Origin of the sequence: Bacillus pseudomycoides DSM 12442 (assembly GCF_000161455.1) — a bacterium.
Classification (GTDB): domain Bacteria; phylum Bacillota; class Bacilli; order Bacillales; family Bacillaceae_G; genus Bacillus_A; species Bacillus_A pseudomycoides.
Genome location: NZ_CM000745.1, coordinates 2058101 through 2080546, shown reverse-complemented (window position 1 = coordinate 2080546; position 22446 = coordinate 2058101). Strand labels below are relative to the sequence as shown.

Sequence of the window (22446 nt, the reverse complement as noted above, 5' to 3'; positions counted from 1 at the left end):
ACCTTTTTAGTAAGAATGTCCAAGCTATTCTCTAGAGTCTTCATATTATAAGGTATCAAACAATAGGTGGTGAGAATTATAACGCATATTATTGATTTTCAAGCTATTCAGCCACGTAGTAAAACAAATGCAAGACAACCAATTCCAATTGACCATTCTCCAAAAAGAAATTCAGTTGCTCAGTTACGAGTAAATATTCCACGTAGAGACTCCCGTGACAACACAGTAGAATTAATCGCAACAGTTGGAGTTGAAGGAGTTACAAACATCGCTCAAATCGTATTTCGTATTTTCCGCGATAATACTGAGATTTTCAACACTCAAGTTGGGATCGAATCCACTGATTCAGAACAATTTTATGCTGTAACCTTCCAAGCAATTGACAAAGATCTAAGATCTGGAACTCATATTTACACGCTTACTGTTGAAAATATGACTGCTGGTGCCGAAGCTGCAATAGTAGGTCCGGTTTCTTTTAGCGCGTTAGCTATTGGCAACGACCACGATTGCTGTTAATGAAACTACTACAATATCTAAATGTCTTTCCAACAAGAAAGAACTCATTTCTGTTCTTTCTTGTTCTTTTTTATATACATTCTATACTCTGTAAAAATTCGCGTGCACATTTGCAGCTCGTGCAAGAATATACTGCTATATAATACGATTTAGGGGTGATTCTTTTATGTATTTATTTCCAACAAGAATTGCCGTTGTAGCCCCAGTTGCCTCTCCTTCTGTCCATTCTGTTCCCGTTCATACAGCAACTTCTGATGTTGGCATTGAACTCCCAGCAACTTGGCAGCAATATCAATTATCAGGTGGAGTAACACCTTCATTTTGGCATCACGGCACACCTCCTAGTGGCACTACCTATTATGGTCATCCTCCCCATTCTCCGTATCCACCTCTCCAGATTTTCTATCATTTCCCATCAATTTATTTTCAAAATTTTTATGGGACCTTCAACATTTGAACATATATATATTCTTCCATTTCATATACAGTATTTTTATACATGATAGCATACAAAAAAAACACCTAAGTTACCGATCACTCTCCGGTATCCTAGGTGTTTTCCATACAACTTTATATGATTGAAACTTTAAAAAACATTATATTTATTGACCACCATTTGGAGTTGCCTCTCCTTGACCATTTCCATTGCTCGGTTGTGTTGCATTTTCATGGCCGTTTCCACCGCTTGGTGGAGTTGTATTCCCCTGGCCATTTCCGCTGCCTGGCGGGGTTGTATTCCCTTGGCCATTTCCACTGCCTGGTGGAGTTGTATTTCCTTGGCCGTTTCCACTGCCTGGTGGAGTTGTATTTCCTTGGCCGTTTCCATTGCTCGGCGGAGTTGTATTCCCTTGACCATTTCCATTGCTCGGCGGGGTTGTATTCCCTTGATCATTTCCACCTTGATTATTTGTTGCATTGTCTTCATTTTGCTTATTTTGATCATTATTTTGCTTATTTTCTTCATTTTGTTTTTGCTCTTGTTGTTTTTTATCTCCATCTGTTTGTTGCTGCTGTTCTTGCTGTTTATTTTGACCATCATTTTTCTGCTGTTCACTTGAGTTTGAATTTGACGTGCTCGGATTTGGAGAAGAATCTCGTTTTGCACCTTTCACACGTAATTCATCACCCTCTTGAACAACACTACTTGGCGCCTTAAAGCGTGACGTATTTGTTCCAAATTTACTCATCATTTCTTTAAAAATCTGTTGTGCAATTTTCGTATTTTTGCTGCTTATATAATCTTCAGGACTATCTTTCATATATCCAGTCCAAACTGCCATTGTATACTGCGGTGTGTAACCCGCAAACCAACTATCACGCGATGCACTAGATGGTATACCATATTTCGATATTTGTTCAGATGAATAGTTTGTTGTTCCTGTTTTACCTGCCACATCTAAAGAACTTACATTAGCTGCTGTACCAGTACCAGAACTCACAACAGAACGTAGCATATCTGTGATCATATATGCTGTATAATCTTCCATAACACGTTTCGATTTTGGTTCAAAACTTTGTGATTTCCCATCAGGATAAACCACTTTTTTAACAAAGTGTGGTTTTGTATATTTACCATCATTACCAAATGTAGCATATGCTCCTGCAATTTCAGTTGGCGATACTTCATTTGTACCAATTGCTGTTGACTCAACTGCATCTTTTTTAAATGGAATACCTAAGCTTTCTGCAAAGCTTTGTGCTTTACTTAATCCTACCTCTTTTGCTGTTTTAATTGCTGGTATGTTACGAGACCATTTAAGAGACTCACGCATTGTTATCATACCTTTATACGTTTTATCAGCATTTTGAACCTGTTGTCCTGTCGAATATTTATATGCTGAATCATCGAGTTGATGATAAGTTGGCCATTTTAAATATTCAATTGCTGGACCATAGTCAAAAATTGGCTTCATTGTTGAACCTGCTGAACGATCTAGTTCAATTGCCATATTATGCCCTTTGAATGTCGCTTTATTTTCACCACGTCCACTACCTATAGCGCGAATTTCTCCAGTTTTTGTATCCATAAATGTAAAAGCACCTTGGAATTTATCATTTGGATAACTAATAATATTTTTGTTTAAAAGATCATCAGCATATTTCTGCGCTTCTTGGTCTAAAGTTGTGTAAATAGATAACCCATCAGATCCAACGTTTGCATCTGGTAACTCTTTCTCTACTTCCTTCACAACAGCGTCTATAAATGCTGGATATGGCATTTCTGTAACTTCTTTAGGAGGAAGTAGTCCGTCGGTTACAGGGACCTTCGATGCTTCTTCCATTTGTTTTTTCGAAATATATCCATGTCGATTCATTAAATGTAAGACAACATTTCTACGCTCTGTTGCCCGCTCTACATTTTGCGGTTTTGTTGGATCATAAATACTAGGGCCTTTTGGTAGTCCTGCAAGCATCGCAGCCTGTGGTAAAGTTAAGTCCTTTAATTCTTTTCCATAATAGTTTTCAGCTGCTGTTGCAATACCATATGAGCGGTTCCCTAAATTAATCTTATTTAAATACATTTCTAATATTTCATGTTTTGAATATTGCTGTTCTAACTTATAAGCTAAAAATATTTCTTGTGCCTTACGCTTAGGGGTTTTATCCATAGACAAGAAATAGTTTTTAATAACCTGTTGGGTAATTGTACTTCCGCCTTGTGAGCCATAATTCCCAGTAAGGCTGACTAAAACAGCACGTGCAGTCCCTTTGAAGTCAACACCACTATGATCATAAAAACGTGCATCCTCTGTAGCTAAAAATGCATTTTCTATTAATTTAGGTACTTGATCATACGTAATATTTGTTCGTTTCTCTTTCCCATATTCATATATCAGCTTTTTATCTTTATCATAAATTTTTGCTGATAATGGATTGACAAGCTTTTCCTTTTCAAGTTTCGGAGCATCTTTTATCATAATGAAAAAAGTAGTTACTCCTCCTACGAGCGCCACGATTCCAAGTATTAAACATCCAATTAAAAATTTACGAAAAAACGATGTTTTACCTTTCGTTTTTTCTACATTAGCACTTGGTTGCTTTTTCTTTTGTACTTGTCTTCGCTCTTCTCGAGAGCGATAATTTTCTGACATCTTGCTTTCTCCTGCCTTTCAATTCTCCCGTTGATTTACACGAAAATGAAACCAACATCTTGATTTCACCTCAACAAATAAGCCTATATACTTTGGACAACTTTTTCCCCTCTATCTTTCTAATAATACTTACATGTAACACATATAATATAAGAGGTTGGCTTTCATTTTGCTTTTGGCATAAGTTAATTCGAAAATTTTAAACAGCAAAGTATAAAAAAACATATAACCTCGTATAAATAATATACTTTTTTTTCATTTGGTCAAACTTTTTTATTTGAAAAACTATTACTAGTAAATCAATAGTGAAATAAAAATATCACACCAATATGAATTTCGTGTGAACTCACAATAAACTAAGCGATCACAAAAAACAGTACTATATAAATACAAATTGAAAAACCGACATAAAACCTTTCTTTTTTAGGTAAAAGAGAGCATCCGGCCATGCATAGAAGCGATCAGACCCTCTTCCTCCCCCATAGAAAATGAGTGCAGGCCACCCTTTGTTCTTCATAGCAGCGACTTATATGTCGGAAAATCAAAATGGATATATAATATGCAATGTATAGCATCTAAGTATTATAATTCTATAAATTAGCAGGATTTCCCTTTCTTAACAGCTAAACATATTGAAGAAGGGAGATGAACTAACATGACTTTATATCCAGTAATTTCTAAAAACTTAGTCGCTGTAGGTTATAATCCATCATCTATGATTTTACGAATTGAATTCAGAAATGGCACATATGATTTTTACGATGTACCAGAAAGTATATACACAGGATTACGAAACGCGCAATCCAAAAGCTATTATTATGACACCTATATTAGAAATTCCTATCGTCACACCAAAATTTAATCAGTAAGGTTCCTCATTCTCCTAACTTCTTTTCTTGCACTGACTTTCGAAGTAGTGATATTACTTGTAAATAGCATGATAAATAGGAAGCAATTTATATCATTGTATAAATGATTATCTTATGTAAAACAAAAATGGTATTACATTGTTTATCGAATGTAATACCATTTTTAAAATTTAAATATAGCTTCCAATACTACTTGATCACTACTTGCTCCTCTTTAATCCAGCTGCTTTGTCCAATATCAATAGCACCCTCTTTTCTTGCCCAAACACGATAAGAACTTGAACCATCAATCAAACCTTTAAAATTTATACATTCAGGTTCTGCATAATAATTAATTCCATATCCAACAGGGTAGTTTGAATATGCATGGAACCACTCTACATCAAAGTGCTCTAATTTCACCCACTGTTTCTCGTTTCCTAATTTAATCATATCCTTATCTCCACCACCCCAATATCCTTCAAAAATTAGATACGGAATTTTATTTGTGATATGTCCAGTAAATATAGGCTCTTCAGGATTCTTATATAGATTAATTCCGTAACCTTCAGGGTATTTCGAAATAGCAATTCCAATACCTACTGGTTGTCCTAAATTGTCCTGCACCTGACTTGTACCATCTATAAACCATGAAAGTGACTTATCGCTAACTAAATAATTCAAATCAACTTTTCCTATCCCGTCAATATTTCCTGTTTCAGTATATTGCCATATATCACATGGATATGCTGGTTTATTACCACCATATCGCGGAATCCAAAGGAAATCCGCTCTCACCCCACTTAAACCATACTTATTATACATGTGATGACCTACGTACAATCCAACTTTCCAACCCGCAGCTTTACAAGTATCAATAAACGCTTGGGATGCTTCAGCTAACTGATCAGGACCACAACTTTTTAACGTATCATCTTCAACATCAAGAACAAGAAATTTAGCGTTAGCACTTACTCTTGCCATAAAATCTTTTGCTTCTACAATTGCATCTTTAACAGAAACATAACAACCATAAGCATATGCTGCATGTGAAATACCACGTTGTTCCAGATTCGTTACATAGCTTGTATACCGCTCATCAACTGTTCTCGAACCATACTGCACACGGCATATTGCAAGATCAATCTGAGGTGCTACCACATCCCAATCGATATTACCATTCCACTTAGAAATATCAATAATATGTTTGCCCATTATTCATCTCCTCCTTTTGTAATATCACATTTAAATACTTAGAGAAATACTTCAATCTCCCCTCCAACTTGTCCATATACTTGATCGATTCCGACAATATGAATATAGTAAGAATCGATTAAAATAGGTGTGTGTTTTGCCAGTTCGATTTAATACTTTATCGAACGCTAAAGTGAAACTTTAATCAGTGGGGAGCTTACTACCCGCGAATAGAGGGATAAATTAAATATTCAATCAGGATATAAAATGTTATATAACGCCCTATCATGACTCAGTTATATGCCTTCTATAAAAACAATTTTCATCGTACACTTTTTAAGAAACAATCCTAAAAATCACTTACCACTATACTTATAGTAGTAAGTATCTATACTAAACATTGGTAATATTCAATACAAACATTATCAATTAACTATATGAGTCAACTATGTTACATTAATACCACGGTTACTATTACCGTTAAATCCTTGCTCCCTTCAAGGATTTAACATACTCTCCTAATCCAATATGTATAAAAGAAAAAAAGAATCTGTAACAGATTCTTTTTTCTCATGCTACAACTTAAAAGAGTTTAACAAGAACATATAAAGCATGACTCCCCAGCAAAAAGACCTTTAGATATAAAATTCTGCAAATAACCTATTCTCATTTGTTATACTTAATATAAGGAACGATTGTTACAATTTATATGCTAGCAGAAAACAAAGCAGATGATACAAATTCCTTTTTTCCAAACAAAGATACAATTATAACAAATGATGGTGAACAAAAAGAAGCTCATCCGTTATTAAGTCAGCAAATTGGTGGTGAATTTACTGGCAAAGAAAAATAAGAAGGCAGTGTAGTCTTCCTTCTCGATGGTGATCCCGAAAAAATTAATCATTTAAAATTAGTATTTAAAGCACCACAAAATAAAGACTCTGTAACAATTGGTGAAGAAAAAACAATTGAATTTGATATGTAACACAAAAGCCGACTTTTTTAAATAAAAGTCGGCTTCCTTCAAAAAATAAGACTTTGTAATATGAGCTTTTAGACATACCACTTAATCTTTATTTCTATTATTGATTTTGTCATATGCTCTAATTTGTTTTTCAAGACGCCTATCTGCTTTTTTATCATTCACCACAAGAATCGCATGGATAACTCCTGGTACCCAAACAATCAATGTCAAAAAGAAGTTTATAATTGCTTGAAACGGTTTTTCGCAAAGTAGAACCGCAAGTGGTGGAAAAAGAATTGCTAATAAATATATCATTCTTATCAGCTCTCCTTATCATTTACTTGTTAATTTATCCCGCATCGACGGACAGTAACACTCCCACTTCAAAATTCAGCTAAAGCAAAGAGGTTATGTATGAACTATCCGTAAAGCCCCATTGATGCGGGCTAATAATCAAATGATAAAAAGCATCCTATTGGACCATCGCCATCAAGTTAAGAAAAGCAAATACCCCAAAACGAAGAAAATGAGTTGAATTCTCATAAATAACTGTAAAATAATAAAATTTTCGTTTTGGGGACACTTCAAAATATTAGCTTGATGGGTATGTATAGTGATCCCTATTATGTATTATGAAACATTACAATTTACTATCACGGGTACGTCGAGAGAAAAAGAAGTATAGCAATGGTGCTGAATTTGTGGTAGTACCACATCTCTTAGAACGACAATTTAAAGTATCAGCTCCCAATGAAAATGGTTTACTGATGTGACATACTTGACATTTGGAGAACGCATCTTGTATCTTTCCACCATCATGGATGCCTTTTAATCGTGAAATTATTAGTTGGGTGATAAGCTTTCAGATTTTAGTTAAAAAGAACTTCATTATTTTTGCAATAGAGTCTTATTGTAACCAGTCTTAGGAAGGGTGATTTGAAATCTCGTTTTCCCTTCGTCTGTATGTAAATAAATTTGGCCTCCGTGTTTCTCCACAATATGTTTTGAAATGGTTAAACCAAGACCTGTTCCCCCGTCGCTTTTTCTTGATTGATCTCCCCTAAAAAATGCTTCAAATACTTTTTCTTTTACCGCATAAGGAATGCCGATGCCATCATCGATGATATTGATATGTATCTTTTGAGTATCTTCAATTAGTGAAATAAGAATGTTTGTTCCTTCTGGGTTGTATTTTAGGGCGTTGGACAGTACGTTAGAAACGGCACGATATAACAATGTATAGTTAAACAAAACGTATATTTTCTGAAAAGGGATTTCAAATTGAAAGTTAAATTGTTTTTCTTCAAACAGGCTATAATATTCTGCAGCTATTTCACGAATAAATTCACAAATATCCAATGTGTCAGTTGGAAATGGATAGTCAGGGCTTTCAAGTTTAGACAACTCAAAGACATCCTCAATTAATTCTGTAACGAGTCGTGCTTTTGTATGTATGGTATGTAAAGCTTGCTGTTTCCTCGCTTCCTCCTTAATAAGACCCAATTGTAGTGCTTCAACATAGCTCTGAATAGTTGTAATAGGAGTTTTTAAATCGTGAGAGATATGGACAAGCATGCGCTGCTTGCTTTTTTCTAATTGTTTTTTCTCAATTTCTGTTTTTTCTAGTTTTTCAGCCATTAGGTTAAAGTCATTCTGTATTTGCATTAATTCATAGTTGGATTTAAAACGAAGCCTTTTGTAGTAATAGCCATTTGTGATGTTTCTAATTCCATCAGCAATTGAACGTAAAGGATTTGTTATTTTCATAGCCATCCAGCGGCTATATATATATACATTAAGCCCGAATAAAAGGAGAAAAAGGACAAAGGTTTGAAGTAGCAATTTTGTAAAAGCTGTAATATGGTCTTTCGCTGCACTTGTTATCAAGAACTCTTTCTTTACATATGTTTTTGGAATCTTAACGAGACAATAAGCTGTTTTCCCGTCTTTCGTTTTAAATGGTGCTAGAGAAGAGTAGTACGGATTCTCCTCTTGGTCGTAAAAAAGGGTGTTTAATTCTTTTTCCGTATAGGCGGACGATTTATCTTGTTTTTTTCCTTTAACATAAATAACTTGCAGATTTTCATCGAGAATTTCTACCCAACCATCAAATGACTCAATTGCCTCAGAGGGGATGTCTGCATAGTTCTGTCGTACGATTTCAGTCGCTTTTAAATTAGACAACATAGTATTATCGAACTTCTGTATCATTTGAAAATTTAAAATGACCAGCAAGATAACGACAGTAATTCCAACGGTCAACGAGAAGAAAACATAAGTTTTAATTAAGGTGTTAAATATCTTATTTTTATCGCTCATTCAATTCTTCCTTTTTAGCAAATCGATAACCTAAGCCTCGTATAGTTTTTAAATAAACTGGATTTCTCGGATGATCTTCAATTTTTTCTCTCAATCTACTGATTTGAACCATAATAGTATTGTCATCCGAATAATAATGATCGGACCACACGTTCTCAAAGATTTGTTTTTTCGTAAAAATACGACCTGGCTCCCCCATAAATAACTTCAATAATTTATACTCAAGGGCGCTAAGTTTAATTTCGTGTCCCCGCTTGTCAAGAATACAAGAGTGGTGATCCAACACTAGGTCATCAATACATGTTTGAGAACCCTCTTGATTAAGTGAGTCAGTATTAAAATCATATGTTCTTCGAAGTTGAGCTTGGATTCGCGCTAATACCTCCAACAAGCTGAATGGTTTCGATATAAAATCATCTGCTCCTAGCCCTAGTCCCATAATTTTATCCATTTCTTGATTTTTGGCAGAAAGAATAATAATAGGCATTTTATATTCTTTCCGAACTATTTTAATCAATTCGTACCCATTAATATTCGGCATCATAATGTCAATAATAGCTAGATCAATTTTAAATTTCTGTATAAAATTTAAAGCTGATTTACCATCACGCGCTTCCAGTATCGAAAAGCCTTCCATTTCCAAAAAAAGTCTTAGTATCTCTATGATTTCAGGCTCATCATCAACGATTAAAATAGTTCTCACCATCTTCTCCCCCGTTTCTACTAGTTAAAATCTTGCTTAAAACTAACATTTCCCTTTTGTAAGATTATTGTAAGATAAATGACAGTTAAGGGAAAGATTAACATTGTAAGGTGGAGTTATCTTAAACGAAAGGCAACTGAAAAAACTTATAAAGAAATTCAAACTAAAAAAGCTAACTACCGAATAAATCTAGAAAACTTGAACATCATGATACTTGTATGTTAAGTGGCTTCCAGTTATGCATTTGATTAAAAAAGTAGGTGAACCAGCACGTGTAAAATCTGCTCAGTGCAAAAAGAATTTACCCCTAAGATGTTTAGATTCGTATCATAATCAAATCCTCGAATGTGAAAAATGAATGTTTCTATGTTTCTAGTGTACTAGAGTGGATGTTTTAAATAGTTAAAGGAGTGATAGATATGTCATTATCAGTAACCTATGAACAGTATGAGAAAGCAGAGCGTCTGCTTTCTTGGAACACTGTAAAAGATGTATGTAACGGTAAGGTTTTTCCTAATTGGTTAGATAAAGGAAGCCGTTTTTGGTATCAAAGAGATATACAAAAAGAAAGTGAATGCGGCAAACAATTTGTATTAGTTAATCCACGATTAAACACTAAAGAATCCGCTTTTGATCATGCTAGGCTTGCAGAGTCTCTCTCAAATGTAATTAACCGTCAGGTCGACCCAGATAACCTTCCCTTCAATTCCTTTACTTATATCAATGAAGAGAAGGCAATTCAATTTGAAGTAGATGAATCCACGTGGATTTACGATTTAGCTAAATACCAGTGCAAACAAATCAGGACTAAAAAAGTACCTGCGCATGAACTTCGATCCCCTGACGGGCGCTGGTCTGCGTTTATCAAAGGATATAATTTATTTGTACGTTTTTTAGAAACAGGGAAAATCATCCAACTAACTCATGATGGTACGCGATACTATGATTATGGTATTCAACCGGAATCAGAAATTTCCGCTGTCGTTAAACGATTATATAATCCTAAAATTCCACCAGCAGCACTCTGGTCACCGGATTCCAAACAAATCTTGACGCACCGGCTTGATCAACGCAAGGTACGAAAAATGTCTCTTCTACAGTCAGTTCCTCCTGAAGAAGCAAAGCCGCCTGTCATCCGTTCGTATCGTTATCCACTAGTCGGAGATAAACACCTTCCATTAGCCCAATTTGTAATTTGCGATATTGAACAGCAATTGATGATTCAATTGGATACAGAACCTATGATTACGGGATTAGTATCACCGCTCAGTCCTAGTTGTCAAACAGCTTTTTGGACAAACGACAGCGACTTTGTTTATTTCACAAAAATGTCTCGTGACTATCGATCTATGCAATTTGTTGTCGCTAATGCAAAAACTGGTGAAATTCAAACTTTGTTAGAGGAGAAAAGTGAGACTTTCCTATTTACAGATCTCTACAACATCAAAAGTGGAAAAGGTATAAATGTCCAATGGTTATGCCATGATAACACTTTTATTTGGCATTCCGAGCGTGACGGATGGTCACACCTTTATCTTTATGATAGTCGTACAGGAAGACTTAAAAACAGAATTACCTCTGGATCCTGGACAGTCCGTCGATTAATTGGTGTTGATGAACAAAAAAGTTGGGTGTATTTTACTGCTAGCGGCCGAGAGCCGGGACGGGATCCTTATTTTCAGCATCTTTATCGAGTTCGGCTAGATGGATCAGACTTAGTGCTCCTTACACCTGAGGATGCTGAGCATGACGTGTTTATTTCTCCTGATTATTGTTTTTTTGTAGATACTTTTTCACGTGTAGATATACCACCTAAATCTGTATTGCGTTCAACCGATGGAAAATTAGTTTGTGAACTGGAACAAGCTGATATTGAACTTCTCTTATCAAATGGATATCAAATACCAGAACGTTTTACTGTCAAGGCTGCCGATGGGATGACTGATTTGTACGGAGTACTGATTCCTCCTGCAAGCACAAACACAGAGTGTAAGTATCCCATCTTGGATTATATCTACGGTGGTCCTCAACTACTCCACACGCCAAAAGAATTCATTTGGGGAGGGGAGTATTCAGTAGAACAACCGATTGATCTAGTCGGCGGTGCCCAATCTTTTGCACAGCTTGGCTTCGCCGTTATTCTAATGGATGGAAGAGGCACACCTTACAGGTCAAAGGGCTTTCATGATTTTTCTGATGGGAAGCTGGAATGGTCTGCAGGAATTGAAGATCATGTAGTAGCTATTAAGCAACTTGCGGAACAGTATCCTTTTTTAGATTCAGAAAAAGTAGGTATTTACGGCGAATCTGGAGGTGGATATGCAGCCGCTCGAGCTATACTGACTTATCCGGATGTGTATAAGGTAGCAGTATCTGGGTGCGGGAACCATGATCAACGCTTATACTTAGCAGCTTGGGGAGAACGATTTCAAGGACTTTTCAATTCAGAACTATACCGTGAACAAGATAATACTAGATTGGTTAAGAACCTAAATGGAAAGTTACTTTTGGTAACAGGAGACCTGGATGATAATGTCCATCCTGCTTTAACCATGCGAATGGTAAATGCTTTGATTAAAGAAAACAAAGACTTTGACCTACTGATTCTCCCTAATCGGCAGCATGGGATTTCTGTAGATGTTTACTTTATACGTCGACGATGGGACTATTTTATACGAAATTTACTGGGAGTAGAACCACCAAAAGAGTATGCGATTAAAGATCCTATGTTTCCAGGATGATGAAGATACTCAGTCCTGGCTTAAAAGATGGAAATGCTAAGCTAAAAGATAAAGTAGCTCCATGGGCTGAACAAGCGGTCAAAACGGTAGTTGCTTTAGAGTTATATGGTCCCGAAGTGACGAAATATCGAGATGGCGCGGTAAGATATTATGCGAAAAGAAATATGCCCCACCAGGAAGCAGCGGCTATGATTACCAGAGCTTTTCACAAAAACTTTGGCAACTAAACCATATATAACTGAATAACTAATCCAGCATAAAATTGAAGTTTGGATACCCCTAGGCTACTGCTATTATTGGCCCAGCAAAATAAAAAAGGTCAACCAGAAAATCCGGTTGACCTTATAATTTAATCACACCCGTTAGCTCAGTACGTTTACTTGCCTCATTATTTTTTTCATATGTGTAACTGTTGCATATCCCCTTCTAATTTTTACTTTCACCTTTAAGGATAAAAGACTTTTATAATTCCATGTATTATAATAACAATTTGTGAATTTCTTCAATATTTAGACCAGTGAATTTTGCAATGTCTTCTAACGGCATATCATTCTTATGCATACCACGAATTAATTGTATTTTTCTTTGTTCACTCCCTTTTTCTAAGCCCTTTTCTAGCCCCTCTTCTAAACCTTCTTCACAAGCATGCGCTATTTTAGCTTGTTCATCTAGAAGTACTTTCTCACGAACTTCATACGCTGTTCGGAATGTAGAGTCATGGCTTATATTCTCCCATTTATTCATTGCCTTCTTTAAAATCGGATCTTGATTCATCGTAATCTCCTCCAATGTTTGAGTTAAATGTTCGTCTTCATGTGCTGGCAGTAATAACATCCAACGAACAAACGCATTTTCCCACGGATTCACTTTTTTTACGTTATTTTTTACAAGTTTTGGTATCTCTGAAAAATGTATTTCAATGTCATCACTTAAGATTTGTTGCGTTTTTGTATTCCATAATTGTCCGATAGTTTGAAATGCTTCATCGTGAGAAAACAAAATAAAATCTAATAAATCAATCATTTCTAAGTTTCCTTCTCTCCTATATCTAACCTCTTCACATCAGAACGTAACACCACCGTACCTACTTCAAAATTTGTTAAGGACTGTTAGATTTCTCCTATTTCTGAAATTTATTTTATTAATTTAATATGGTACGTGAAATTATCTATGATAATTGTATTTTTTTGATGGGAGAATGAGATTTTACTATTTTGCTAATGAAGAAATCTGAAAAAATAAAAAAGACACCTATAATGTGCCTTTTTCTGACTTGATAACCACTTTAATTTTAATAATATAAGTGCTGGACTCCCATCCAATTACCATTTTACCATATCTATCTATATTGTGTGTTGAGAAAATGAATTCAGCACATTACTTTGTTAAGGGAAATTACGTTTTACTCTCTTTTTTCTTTATGCACTTTTTCAGGTTCTGGTGCAGATATATGAAGAAGAACATGGATGGTAGTAGGTTCTCGTATTTTATGCTATAAGTCCAAACACTTGAGGAATAAACTCTTTCTGATTTTGAACAGACTTGTCCTGTAAAATAATTTTCTCTTTTTTATCATATGCATCGCTTCTATTCCAGAAAGAATAGCCTTGGTAGTACGAAAAGATTTCAATCCAACCATATTAGACATAAAGCTTTGAAAATTAAAAGAGTGTGTCGTTAATACCAATACTGGTATAATCCAAATCAATAGTATGGAACCTACACCAAAATAGATAGATCTTTTCTTCCATTTAATATGCTTAAACCATAAGGAAGCCCCAAAAACTAAAAGCGAAATTAATATAACGATAGAGAGTAAAACAAAAATATAATCGAAAATTGAAGGTACACTTGCATGAACTGTACCATCAATATAATCCCCGGTTCCCTTAAATAAAGATACGAACCAATCTATAAGCCAGGAAATATCAAATGGTAGATCTTCGCTTTTCGTTTTAGAAGAAGCAGTGGAATACAACACCTCCAAATCATTCATCCCCTTTCTGAAAAATACAATATCGATAGTATAAGGATATATATTTTTCTTCTATAAACTAAGAAAACAGGAAAAATATATTTGAATAAGTAATTAATTTTTTAAAATCTGTCTCTAAAACAAAAAAGAGCTGTAAATTTACCATTACAGCTCCTATTTCTAAAAATTCATAAGGTTGTCTATTTCATTTTATTTCAGCTAATTCTTTTGCTAAATATCGATAAGCAATGTCAAAATACTCTTGTTTCCCCCAACTTTCTGCATTCCCAATCACTACGAATACCTCTTTTGCTCTACTTGCTGCAACATTGAGTAAATTTGGCGTACTAGAAGCCCATTTTAGTGGACCTTGTTTTTGATTATCTACTCCTAATACAAAAATAACCATCGGTGCCTCTTTCCCTTGAAAAGTGTGCACAGTCCCAATTTCAATATTTTCATACTCTTTCCCAGGTAGTTTTTGTTGTTTTAGTTGCTTTAATTTTTGAACAACACTTACAAAAGGTGAAATAATATAGCAAGATTTATCTGGGTTATCTTGCGAGAATTTTTTTGCAATCTCAATTGCTTTTTCACCTTGTTCGGGAATAAAGTGATTTCCTGACCCATATGTTTTCCCACCTATATCTAACCATTGGCTAACATATTGAGGCTTACTTTCTTTACTTTTAGTATCCGTTAATCCGTAGAACATTTTACCTTGATACGTTGTTTCATTACATATTGAAAACATTGGATTTTCACATCTTCTATGAACACGCAGAGGTGACCCTAACCATGTTTTATTCTGATTCGAGTCAATCATCTCGCCTCCATATCTATTATTAAGATCAGCAAACTCTTGAACACTGACTTCATTTCTAGTTAAACGATAATAGAAATTATATTGCTCATTTATTCCAGCACTGTCATTTGCAATTAGTTTAAGTTGGTCATCACTTAATGTAACAACAGGAGGAATTTGCAAGGGATCTCCTACAACAACAACATTCCTAGAGCGCCAAATCGCACCTATTGCAGATTGGGGAGTAGCTTGGCCTGCTTCATCGATAAACAACCAACCTATATCCTCCGTCTTTAAATCTTTTAAAAACCTTGCAATGGAAGCAAATGTTGATGAGATAATTGGAGTGAGTAAAAATACAGTATCAAACATAGCTTGAATGAAATTGTCTCTTTGGGCTTCGTTAATTTGAGAATCAAGATTTCCTTTTTCTTTACCGCCTAAAAAATAGGTTTTTGCTAAAGATAAGTTCTTTTCAATCCTGCCTTGATTTGCAATTAAAAAAGCATTATATTCACTCATTAACTTTGCAAAAAGTTTACTCCGCTCGCAATTCATCCGCTCATTTTTGTTTTCACCGTCGATATTCACAAATTGTTCCTCTGATGTTTGCCATTTCTTTTCATTAACATTATGAAAGACATCATTCTCTTTTACCGTAGCTATCTTTTTCAGCACATTTTGTTCTAATTGTTTAAATGAATATACGTTTTCATGCTCTAAATCACCAACACGCTGTAAATCCTCTGTAATTGTAGTGAAGTATTCCTTTATATTTGCAGTTTTTCCCATTGCCGCAGAAATTTTCCCCCAGCATTTTTTCTCTTTGTCGAATCCCAAGAATTGATAACCGTTTTTCAGTAAATCTTTATCTTTTGGTAAATCCACGCTTATATTTTCAACTGCAGAATTATTATTAGATGTTACTAAAATACGATACTCCTTAAGTTTAGGGTGAAAGGAATAATAATAATCTTCTTGTCCCTCCGCAAATTGCACTTTTGAGAATACATCTGTGGCCTCTTTTAGAAACTTTACTTTTTCAAATAAAATATTCGCAAATACGTCTTTTAACAACGTCGTTTTACCTGTTCCCGGTGGCCCATTAACAGAAAAAATAAAGCCATTATCTTCTTTTGATTTTGCAATAATAAGATTTAAAGCAACCTGCTGCATGAGTCCTAATGGAAATTCCGAGGGCCATCTCGTAATTGGTATTTTTCGTAATATGCTCTTCATTTCACTTATACTTTCATTCTTAAATAAATCCACCCTCTCACCTGAGTTTTTTAATGCTTCCCAGTTACTTAAAGATAAATAGGTTTCTAAAGCTTTACCAACAGAGCTATCTTTAATTTCATATTTTACTTTTTCTAAATCATTTATATAAAAACTGTTTACGCCTACATGTTCTTTATATGTTAGACGGACATATTTTTCATATTCTTTTTCACTGCAAAACCGAAATACACCATCTTTATCGAAATGTCTCTTTGAAATATATGATTGCAATATACTTTGAATATTCCGTGTCAGCTCTTCCCAATTTTTAAATCTGATATGTATATAATTGATATCTTTTTCTAAAGAATCTTGTTCTTTCAACCCACTAAATTCAAGCGTTTTGTCTTTTTTTCCATAATTATCACTTTCAATTACAGATGATATCGTATTGATTAAATCTGATTCTAGCTCCTTTAGACTCTTCCCTGTACGTAGAAAGTACTTCACAATCGGACTAACCACCACACTAGATTCGAGCGAGGTATCAGGGATTAGCTTAAGCATCTGATTTAGTTGAATATGGATCAAAAAACTATTCGGGTCCTTTTGGAAATCAGTAAAACTCGCTTTTTGCTTAGATTCATTCGAGAAATACCTTAATACTTCATTTTTTGCTACTGGTAAATAAAATAATGACGCATTATTATCTGCAAGATATTTTCCTTTTGCGCTATTTCCTTTTTTTGAAGGAATATTTGCATATCCTGATGTGGAGTTCCATTAGGATTGATAAAATCTGGTATATGAATATTAGGTTCTTTGTGAAAAAAACTTTTAAATGAATGCATAGTTATAGACTCTTTATCGCAATTCATGAAATTGAAATGCTCTAATTCAATAAAATAGTTAAGTGTTTTTGTTGCCGTCTCTTTATAATTCGTTTTTTCTTTATCTGTATCTTTCCTTTTGTTTTGAAAAAAGAATGGAAATATTTTCTTTAACCCTTTCATTATTAGCCTCCTAGTAGCAGAATTTACCTAAATTATACAAAATTATACTTAGATTATTTAACACAATTCTTTTTCTTTCAATTATTTGTATGGATATTCATAATTGATTTTTTATATAAAATATATCTTTTCCCGGTTCTAGGATAATGTAAGTAATTTGTCAAAATGAAAAAAGACCCGTTTGTGAGGTTTGGTTTTGATAATAAAAAGGTGCTTTCATGATTAGAAAACACCTTTTCAGTCTACTACTTTATTTTAATAGCCAATACTTTTTACAAATACACTCTTTAATTTTTTTCGAAAATGAATACCTAACGTAATGGCTACAATGATTATCGCTCCGAAGATAATTTTCCCAATGTGCTGTCCAAGCACTTCAAATATATCATGTAAGTTTCCTCCTAGCCAATAGCCACCGATTAAAAAGAAAGATACCCAGAATAGAGCACCAGAGTAGATCGTTATGGCAAAACGACGGAGGGGTAAATTAATAATCCCTGCAAAGTAACCAGTAAAATGACGTACACCTGGGACGAAAAATCCAATAAAGATAAGGAAATATCCATATTTATCAAACCACATTCTCGTTAAATCAATTTTTCTTTGTGTTAAAAATACATATTTTCCATATTTCTGTACAAAAGGCATACCAAGTTTATTGCCTAAAAAGTACTGAATTGTCATCCCAGCGCTTGTACCAATAAATGATAAAATAATTAAAAGCGGTAATTCTAAATCTCCTTTATGTGCCAAATAACCCGCATACACTAACGTCGGCTCCCCCGGAAACGGAAATGCAATATATTCTAACAATGTTCCAACAAGTACTACATAGTAGCCATATTGCTGAAATAATTCATAAACCCATTCCATGTTGTTTTCTCCTTTTTTTCTACAGCATTAATTACGTACAATAACTAGTGATTACACTGGCGTTCGTAGGAATCTCGGCATTTCAATGCTGAGTAGTTTCAAGCCTTTACTGAGAGCGATAATTAAGAAAATAGAAGTTCAACCTAACCATAAAGGTATAAAGCGGAAAACCGTATCACAAATGAGGGATACGGTTTTTACTATTATTTAAAAATCATAACAGTATAAAATACATTAAGTTTTGCCTTCATTGAAGCCAAATGCTTCACCAATCAATTTTTTAATAGACTCATAATCTTCTTTAACTAGACTTCTGTATATTACTTTATCCATCTTTGTAAACTCCCTTTTATATAAGTAAATTTTCATTTCGTATGTAAATATCTTATTATAATAATAATGTCTCCTCTAAGAGGAGAGTCAACGGTAATATTAGAAAAAATATAAAGGAAGTGATTAGGGTGAAAAACTTATTTTCTATTGGAGAAGTTGCTAAAATAAAGGACATTACCATAAAAGCGTTAAGATATTATCATAAAATGGGATAACATTAATGCAAAAAAACGATATTCTTTTTGTAGGAATTTACAGAAAGAATATCGTTAGACCCAAACTACTCTTAGATTACTAACAACAAAAGACAAGCCTATATGCTAAGTGGTTTTTGACTACAGTATTCAAAAACGCATAGGCTCACGCCTAAGAACATTCATCTCTCACCTAAAATTGTTGTTTCACACCTTCACATTTTTGAAGAAGGAGTCTTCTGTCGAAACATGATAAATTGTTTTGAATTACATCATAATCTGTCATTGAACTGTCCATGTAGATCTCTATGTCTCTATCAAATGATTTTTGTATTAGAACCTAATTTTTTTACCTTTGATATTTTTTCCAGTCTTAAAACCGATTTAGAAAATTCTAAAAATACATTAAGGATCTTTGAGAAACTAACTTTCTTATAATTATGCTTGCTATTTCCTCGATGTTTTCATGTAGAAAGAAATGCTTACCTTCAAAAGAGTGGAATGTACACATTTTATTTGTGTATTGCTCCCATTTTTTTACCTCTTCATATGAAGTTAATTCATCATTTTTTCCATTTAAGATCAGAAAATCAATGTCACATACTTGTATATTATTATTATGTATATATGTCTCTACGATTTTAAAATCCGCTCTTAGAATGGGGAGAAAAATTTCCATTAATTCTTCTGATTGAAACACCTCGGATGGTGTACCACCCATAGCAATAACTTCATTTTTAAATTGTTCATTAGATAGATTGTGTCGGATATCTTTTATTTTGCTATTTGGATGATTTCTACCAGACAAAACAAGAAACTCAGGTAATACGTCATTGGAAATTTGTATTTTCCTGGCTAATTCATAGGCGATCAAACTTCCCATGCTATGTCCATATAGAATATATGGTGAATTATTTAGCTGCTTAATAATAATTTTATAGACATCATTTACAGCCTCTTCAATACTATGATAAAGGCTTTCTTCAATTCTATATCCCCTACCGGCTAACTCTATAGGGATTACTTCAATAAATGGATTAAAGTATTTTTTCCATTTTGAGTAATTAAACGCAGATCCCCCAGCATGTGGCAAACAAAAAAGTTTAATCTTCGTCATTACTGTCTCCTTCGATTAAAATTTGTTTATATTCTGGCAAATTATATAAATATCTTTAATTATTATCTCCTTTGGTAACTCATCTAGTGTTGCACAAGCAGACATCTTATAATTAGGCTCAATATTATATTGTCTAAAGTGAAAATTTCGAGGTATGTTCTTGTATGAAATTGAATTTTGAGCTTCTTTTTTTATGGAGAATGAATTTAACGGGATATAAAGCCCCTTCCCAATAGTTTTTATATAACTTTCTTTTAACGTCCAAAGATCAAAAAAATAACTAATTTGTTCATCAGAATTTATATTAGATAAATCATGAAATTCTTCCTCTGAGAAGAATTCTTGTGCTAATTTAAGAGCGTCTATTTCTGAAATTTTTTCTATATCAATACCAACATTTGAATTAGCAGTAATACAAACCACCCATTCTCCTGAGTGCGAAATATTAAAATGAAAATCAGAAAAATTTTTAACAAAAGGTTTTCTGTGCTTATTATATACAAATTTAATTTCGTCATTATTAATTTTATATTTTTCACAGATTAAAGAACGGACTAACAAATCTCCTATCAATATCCTATTAATATCGTCCAATTTTATTAAACGCTTTATTCGTTCTCTTTTCTCATTTGAAATCAAATTACTAAACTGATTAAACAAATCATTATCAATATTCTTTGGTATTTTTACAGCGTGAATTCGTATTATAAATCACTTCCTTTTTAGAGATGTAAAATCTTATGTATTACGTAACACCCTTGAAATACATATAAATCAAAAAAATTGTATATTTACATATTAATGTAAATATACAATTTTCACCTGGAAATATAATTAAGATACTCGGTTCTGGTGCAGAAACTTCAGGGTAATTGCATCATAATCTGTCATTGAACTGTCCATGTATGTTTCTATGTCTCTATTGCACCAGAACCCTATACAGTGCTGCTATTGATATATTCGTAATGTCTCAAATTTGATGTACAGTCATTAAGCGGCTTTTTTTGCATTCACATCACTATTCACAAATAATACCTTTGATAGTGAAAATTTATGTTCATAAAGTTGTATCTTTCTAGACACTCTACTTTGTGGTTAACGAAAGGTACGCTCCCTCTATCCCTTCTAATTCATTTACGAGACATTTGGCTATCTTTTCCACTGCTGGGGAGAAGACAATCTCTTCGTGCGACCCAGGCACCGAATACTTATTCACTTTCCCCTGTAATAACGGCCTCCAATCCGTGAATAAATCTCTACCTTCTTCAGCACTGAAGTAGATGACCTCCCCAAAATATGGCGTTAAAACATGTTCTGCCATTAAATTTAGACCCTTCCTGTGGGCATTGATAATCTGCTTTAGACTCGTAAGATCCGCATCAGGCAGGAGCACTCCTTCCACGATCAACTGATCAACAAGCATGTCCTGTTGATGAACGAGTTCTTCTCCCTGCTCTACTAGATCTAAATGGATGAAATGCTTCAATATATAAGAAAGCATATCATCCTCTGTCTTGTGATCCTGTTCTGAAGGTACCTTGGTATCCATGAGTACCAACATCTCAACTTCTTCTCCCTGGTTCCGTAGTATAGTTGCGATTTCATAGGCGATGGCACCGCCCAGAGACCATCCTCCCAGACGATACGGCCCCTCTGGCTGAACTCGCTTCATTTCCTCGATGTAGAGTTGAACTACTTCCGACAAAGTCAACCCGTCCATTCCTTCTTTCTCTACGAGAGGATTCTGTAGACCATAAAATGAGCAGTGATCCTTGAGTAACCTTGCTAGCTGAATGTAACAGAATACATTACCCATAAACGGATGAACACAGAAGAAAGGCCTTTTCTCTGACTCTTGTAATGGAACCAGAACCGATAACGATTTTTCCATACCATGATTGTCACGGATGAGACAAGCGATTTCTTCCACTGTCGGGTTCTCAATCAGTGCGGACACCTTAATCTCTTTTCCAAATTTCTCTCTGACCTTTGAAATCAATTTGATTACCAGGAGAGAGTGACCCCCTCTATCGAAGAAATCATCGTTTACATGGACATCTTCTATCTGTAGCACATCCTGCCAGATTCTAATCAGCTGATACTCGATTTCATCCCGTGGGATAATTGGTGTAGAAAAGGTACTTTCTTTTTGAATCGTTAAGCTGTTCAGTGCCTTTCGATCAACCTTCCCATTTGTTGTAAGCGGAATCGCGTCTACCTCAATAAAGTGTGCAGGAACCATATAATTCGGTAAATGTGTTTTCAGATGCTCCCGCCATTCATTTACACTTCCTTCACCAACTACATAAGCTACCAATCGTTTGTCTCCTGGATGATCCTCTCTTACCAGTACAACAGCTTCTTTTACGGACAAATGCGCCTGCAAAGTTGCTTCAACTTCTCCCAGTTCAATCCGGAAACCACGAATCTTTACTTGGTCATCCATACGACCATGGAACCGGAGATCACCGTCAGGCAGATAACTTGCTTTGTCCCCAGTGTAATAGAGACGTTCCCCTGACTTAAACGGATGCGGAA

General features: G+C 34.5%; 15 protein-coding genes and 6 pseudogenes. 8 read left to right on the top strand and 13 right to left on the bottom strand.

Annotated features, from left to right (window positions below; all coding sequences use genetic code 11):
* The first annotated feature begins 78 nt into the window (after window positions 1-78).
* A complete protein-coding gene (locus BPMYX0001_RS10360; RefSeq protein WP_026008695.1) occupies window positions 79-516 on the top strand; it encodes a hypothetical protein in 438 nt (145 codons plus the stop codon).
* Window positions 517-682: 166 nt separating this feature from the next.
* Window positions 683-973, top strand: a complete 291-nt coding sequence (locus tag BPMYX0001_RS10355; protein WP_006094811.1) for a hypothetical protein — start codon at window positions 683-685, stop codon at window positions 971-973.
* 145 nt (window positions 974-1118) lie between these two features.
* Here BPMYX0001_RS10355 and BPMYX0001_RS10350 read toward each other — a convergent pair whose 3' ends face one another.
* Complete coding sequence (locus BPMYX0001_RS10350) at window positions 1119-3608, bottom strand: PBP1A family penicillin-binding protein (RefSeq protein ID WP_006094810.1); 2490 nt, start codon at window positions 3606-3608, stop codon at window positions 1119-1121.
* Window positions 3609-4263: 655 nt separating this feature from the next.
* Between BPMYX0001_RS10350 and BPMYX0001_RS30610 the strand changes: the two genes are divergently transcribed.
* Window positions 4264-4470 carry a KTSC domain-containing protein gene (locus BPMYX0001_RS30610; RefSeq protein WP_018767192.1) on the top strand — a complete coding sequence of 69 codons (207 nt, stop codon included), beginning with the start codon at window positions 4264-4266 and terminating at the stop codon, window positions 4468-4470.
* A 196-nt stretch (window positions 4471-4666) separates the two neighbouring features.
* On the opposite strand, the gene BPMYX0001_RS10345 is transcribed toward BPMYX0001_RS30610, so the two are convergent.
* Window positions 4667-5671, bottom strand: a complete 1005-nt coding sequence (locus BPMYX0001_RS10345; RefSeq protein WP_006094807.1) for a GH25 family lysozyme — start codon at window positions 5669-5671, stop codon at window positions 4667-4669.
* 688 nt (window positions 5672-6359) lie between these two features.
* Here BPMYX0001_RS10345 and BPMYX0001_RS33060 point away from each other — a divergent pair.
* Entirely contained in the window at window positions 6360-6503 is a 144-nt protein-coding gene (locus BPMYX0001_RS33060) for a hypothetical protein (protein ID WP_006094806.1), read from the top strand.
* A gap of 213 nt (window positions 6504-6716) precedes the next feature.
* On the opposite strand, the gene BPMYX0001_RS10340 is transcribed toward BPMYX0001_RS33060, so the two are convergent.
* The gene (locus tag BPMYX0001_RS10340) at window positions 6717-6929 is read right to left on the bottom strand and encodes a YqaE/Pmp3 family membrane protein (RefSeq protein ID WP_006094804.1); all 213 of its coding nucleotides are present in this window, start codon (window positions 6927-6929) and stop codon (window positions 6717-6719) included.
* A 335-nt stretch (window positions 6930-7264) separates the two neighbouring features.
* On the opposite strand from BPMYX0001_RS10340, the pseudogene BPMYX0001_RS32305 reads away from it, so the two are divergent.
* Window positions 7265-7474: pseudogene (locus BPMYX0001_RS32305) on the top strand (IS3-like element ISBt2 family transposase); the annotation flags it as partial.
* Window positions 7475-7502: 28 nt separating this feature from the next.
* On the opposite strand, the gene BPMYX0001_RS10335 reads toward BPMYX0001_RS32305, so the two are convergent.
* Window positions 7503-8933, bottom strand: coding sequence for a sensor histidine kinase (locus tag BPMYX0001_RS10335; protein ID WP_033798862.1), 1431 nt, complete (start codon window positions 8931-8933; stop codon window positions 7503-7505).
* Complete coding sequence (locus BPMYX0001_RS10330) at window positions 8923-9639, bottom strand: response regulator transcription factor (protein ID WP_006094802.1); 717 nt, start codon at window positions 9637-9639, stop codon at window positions 8923-8925. The genes BPMYX0001_RS10335 and BPMYX0001_RS10330 overlap by 11 nt, the downstream gene beginning before the upstream one ends.
* 416 nt (window positions 9640-10055) lie before the next feature.
* Here BPMYX0001_RS10330 and BPMYX0001_RS10325 point away from each other — a divergent pair, with 416 nt between their 5' ends.
* Window positions 10056-12377 (top strand): S9 family peptidase, encoded by a 2322-nt coding sequence (locus tag BPMYX0001_RS10325; protein WP_006094801.1) that lies wholly within the window; start codon window positions 10056-10058, stop codon window positions 12375-12377.
* Complete coding sequence (locus BPMYX0001_RS10320; RefSeq protein ID WP_006094800.1) at window positions 12377-12604, top strand: hypothetical protein; 228 nt, start codon at window positions 12377-12379, stop codon at window positions 12602-12604. Before BPMYX0001_RS10325 ends, BPMYX0001_RS10320 begins: the two co-directional genes overlap by 1 nt.
* 250 nt (window positions 12605-12854) lie before the next feature.
* Here the strand turns inward: BPMYX0001_RS10320 and BPMYX0001_RS10315 are convergent.
* The 5 genes and pseudogenes from BPMYX0001_RS10315 to BPMYX0001_RS10295 all read right to left on the bottom strand — a co-directional run.
* Window positions 12855-13397: pseudogene (locus BPMYX0001_RS10315) on the bottom strand (Rpn family recombination-promoting nuclease/putative transposase); the annotation flags it as partial.
* A 467-nt stretch (window positions 13398-13864) separates the two neighbouring features.
* Window positions 13865-14364, bottom strand: a pseudogene (locus BPMYX0001_RS10310) (hypothetical protein).
* 193 nt (window positions 14365-14557) lie between these two features.
* Window positions 14558-17391 (bottom strand): annotated as a pseudogene (locus BPMYX0001_RS29380) (DEAD/DEAH box helicase).
* Between the two features lie 255 nt (window positions 17392-17646).
* Entirely contained in the window at window positions 17647-18264 is a 618-nt protein-coding gene (locus tag BPMYX0001_RS10300) for a DedA family protein (RefSeq protein WP_006094795.1), read from the bottom strand.
* Window positions 18265-18510: 246 nt separating this feature from the next.
* Window positions 18511-18597: pseudogene (locus tag BPMYX0001_RS10295) on the bottom strand (GNAT family acetyltransferase); the annotation flags it as partial.
* Window positions 18598-18695: 98 nt separating this feature from the next.
* On the opposite strand from BPMYX0001_RS10295, the pseudogene BPMYX0001_RS32300 reads away from it, so the two are divergent.
* A pseudogene (locus tag BPMYX0001_RS32300) lies at window positions 18696-18809 on the top strand (MerR family DNA-binding transcriptional regulator); the annotation flags it as partial.
* Between the two features lie 376 nt (window positions 18810-19185).
* Here the strand turns inward: BPMYX0001_RS32300 and BPMYX0001_RS10290 are convergent.
* The 3 genes from BPMYX0001_RS10290 to BPMYX0001_RS10280 form a co-directional block, all read right to left on the bottom strand.
* Window positions 19186-19908 (bottom strand): thioesterase II family protein, encoded by a 723-nt coding sequence (locus BPMYX0001_RS10290; protein WP_003209767.1) that lies wholly within the window; start codon window positions 19906-19908, stop codon window positions 19186-19188.
* A gap of 15 nt (window positions 19909-19923) precedes the next feature.
* Window positions 19924-20607 carry a 4'-phosphopantetheinyl transferase superfamily protein gene (locus BPMYX0001_RS10285; protein WP_368493692.1) on the bottom strand — a complete coding sequence of 228 codons (684 nt, stop codon included), beginning with the start codon at window positions 20605-20607 and terminating at the stop codon, window positions 19924-19926.
* 385 nt (window positions 20608-20992) lie between these two features.
* Window positions 20993-22446, bottom strand: a 1454-nt coding sequence (locus tag BPMYX0001_RS10280; RefSeq protein WP_033798860.1) for a thioesterase domain-containing protein, incomplete at its 5' end; no start/stop codon positions are given.

Bases quoted from the DNA above. Each gene is read 5' to 3' on its own strand.
- BPMYX0001_RS10355 (WP_006094811.1), top strand. From the start codon at position 683: ATGTATTTATTTCCAACAAGAATTGCCGTTGTAGCCCCAGTTGCCTCT.
- BPMYX0001_RS10350 (WP_006094810.1), bottom strand. From the start codon at position 3,608: ATGTCAGAAAATTATCGCTCTCGAGAAGAGCGAAGACAAGTACAAAAG.
- BPMYX0001_RS30610 (WP_018767192.1), top strand. From the start codon at position 4,264: ATGACTTTATATCCAGTAATTTCTAAAAACTTAGTCGCTGTAGGTTAT.
- BPMYX0001_RS10345 (WP_006094807.1), bottom strand. From the start codon at position 5,671: ATGGGCAAACATATTATTGATATTTCTAAGTGGAATGGTAATATCGAT.
- BPMYX0001_RS33060 (WP_006094806.1), top strand. From the start codon at position 6,360: ATGCTAGCAGAAAACAAAGCAGATGATACAAATTCCTTTTTTCCAAAC.
- BPMYX0001_RS10340 (WP_006094804.1), bottom strand. From the start codon at position 6,929: ATGATATATTTATTAGCAATTCTTTTTCCACCACTTGCGGTTCTACTT.
- BPMYX0001_RS10335 (WP_033798862.1), bottom strand. From the start codon at position 8,933: ATGAGCGATAAAAATAAGATATTTAACACCTTAATTAAAACTTATGTT.
- BPMYX0001_RS10330 (WP_006094802.1), bottom strand. From the start codon at position 9,639: ATGGTGAGAACTATTTTAATCGTTGATGATGAGCCTGAAATCATAGAG.
- BPMYX0001_RS10325 (WP_006094801.1), top strand. From the start codon at position 10,056: ATGTCATTATCAGTAACCTATGAACAGTATGAGAAAGCAGAGCGTCTG.
- BPMYX0001_RS10320 (WP_006094800.1), top strand. From the start codon at position 12,377: ATGAAGATACTCAGTCCTGGCTTAAAAGATGGAAATGCTAAGCTAAAA.
- BPMYX0001_RS10300 (WP_006094795.1), bottom strand. From the start codon at position 18,264: ATGGAATGGGTTTATGAATTATTTCAGCAATATGGCTACTATGTAGTA.
- BPMYX0001_RS10290 (WP_003209767.1), bottom strand. From the start codon at position 19,908: ATGACGAAGATTAAACTTTTTTGTTTGCCACATGCTGGGGGATCTGCG.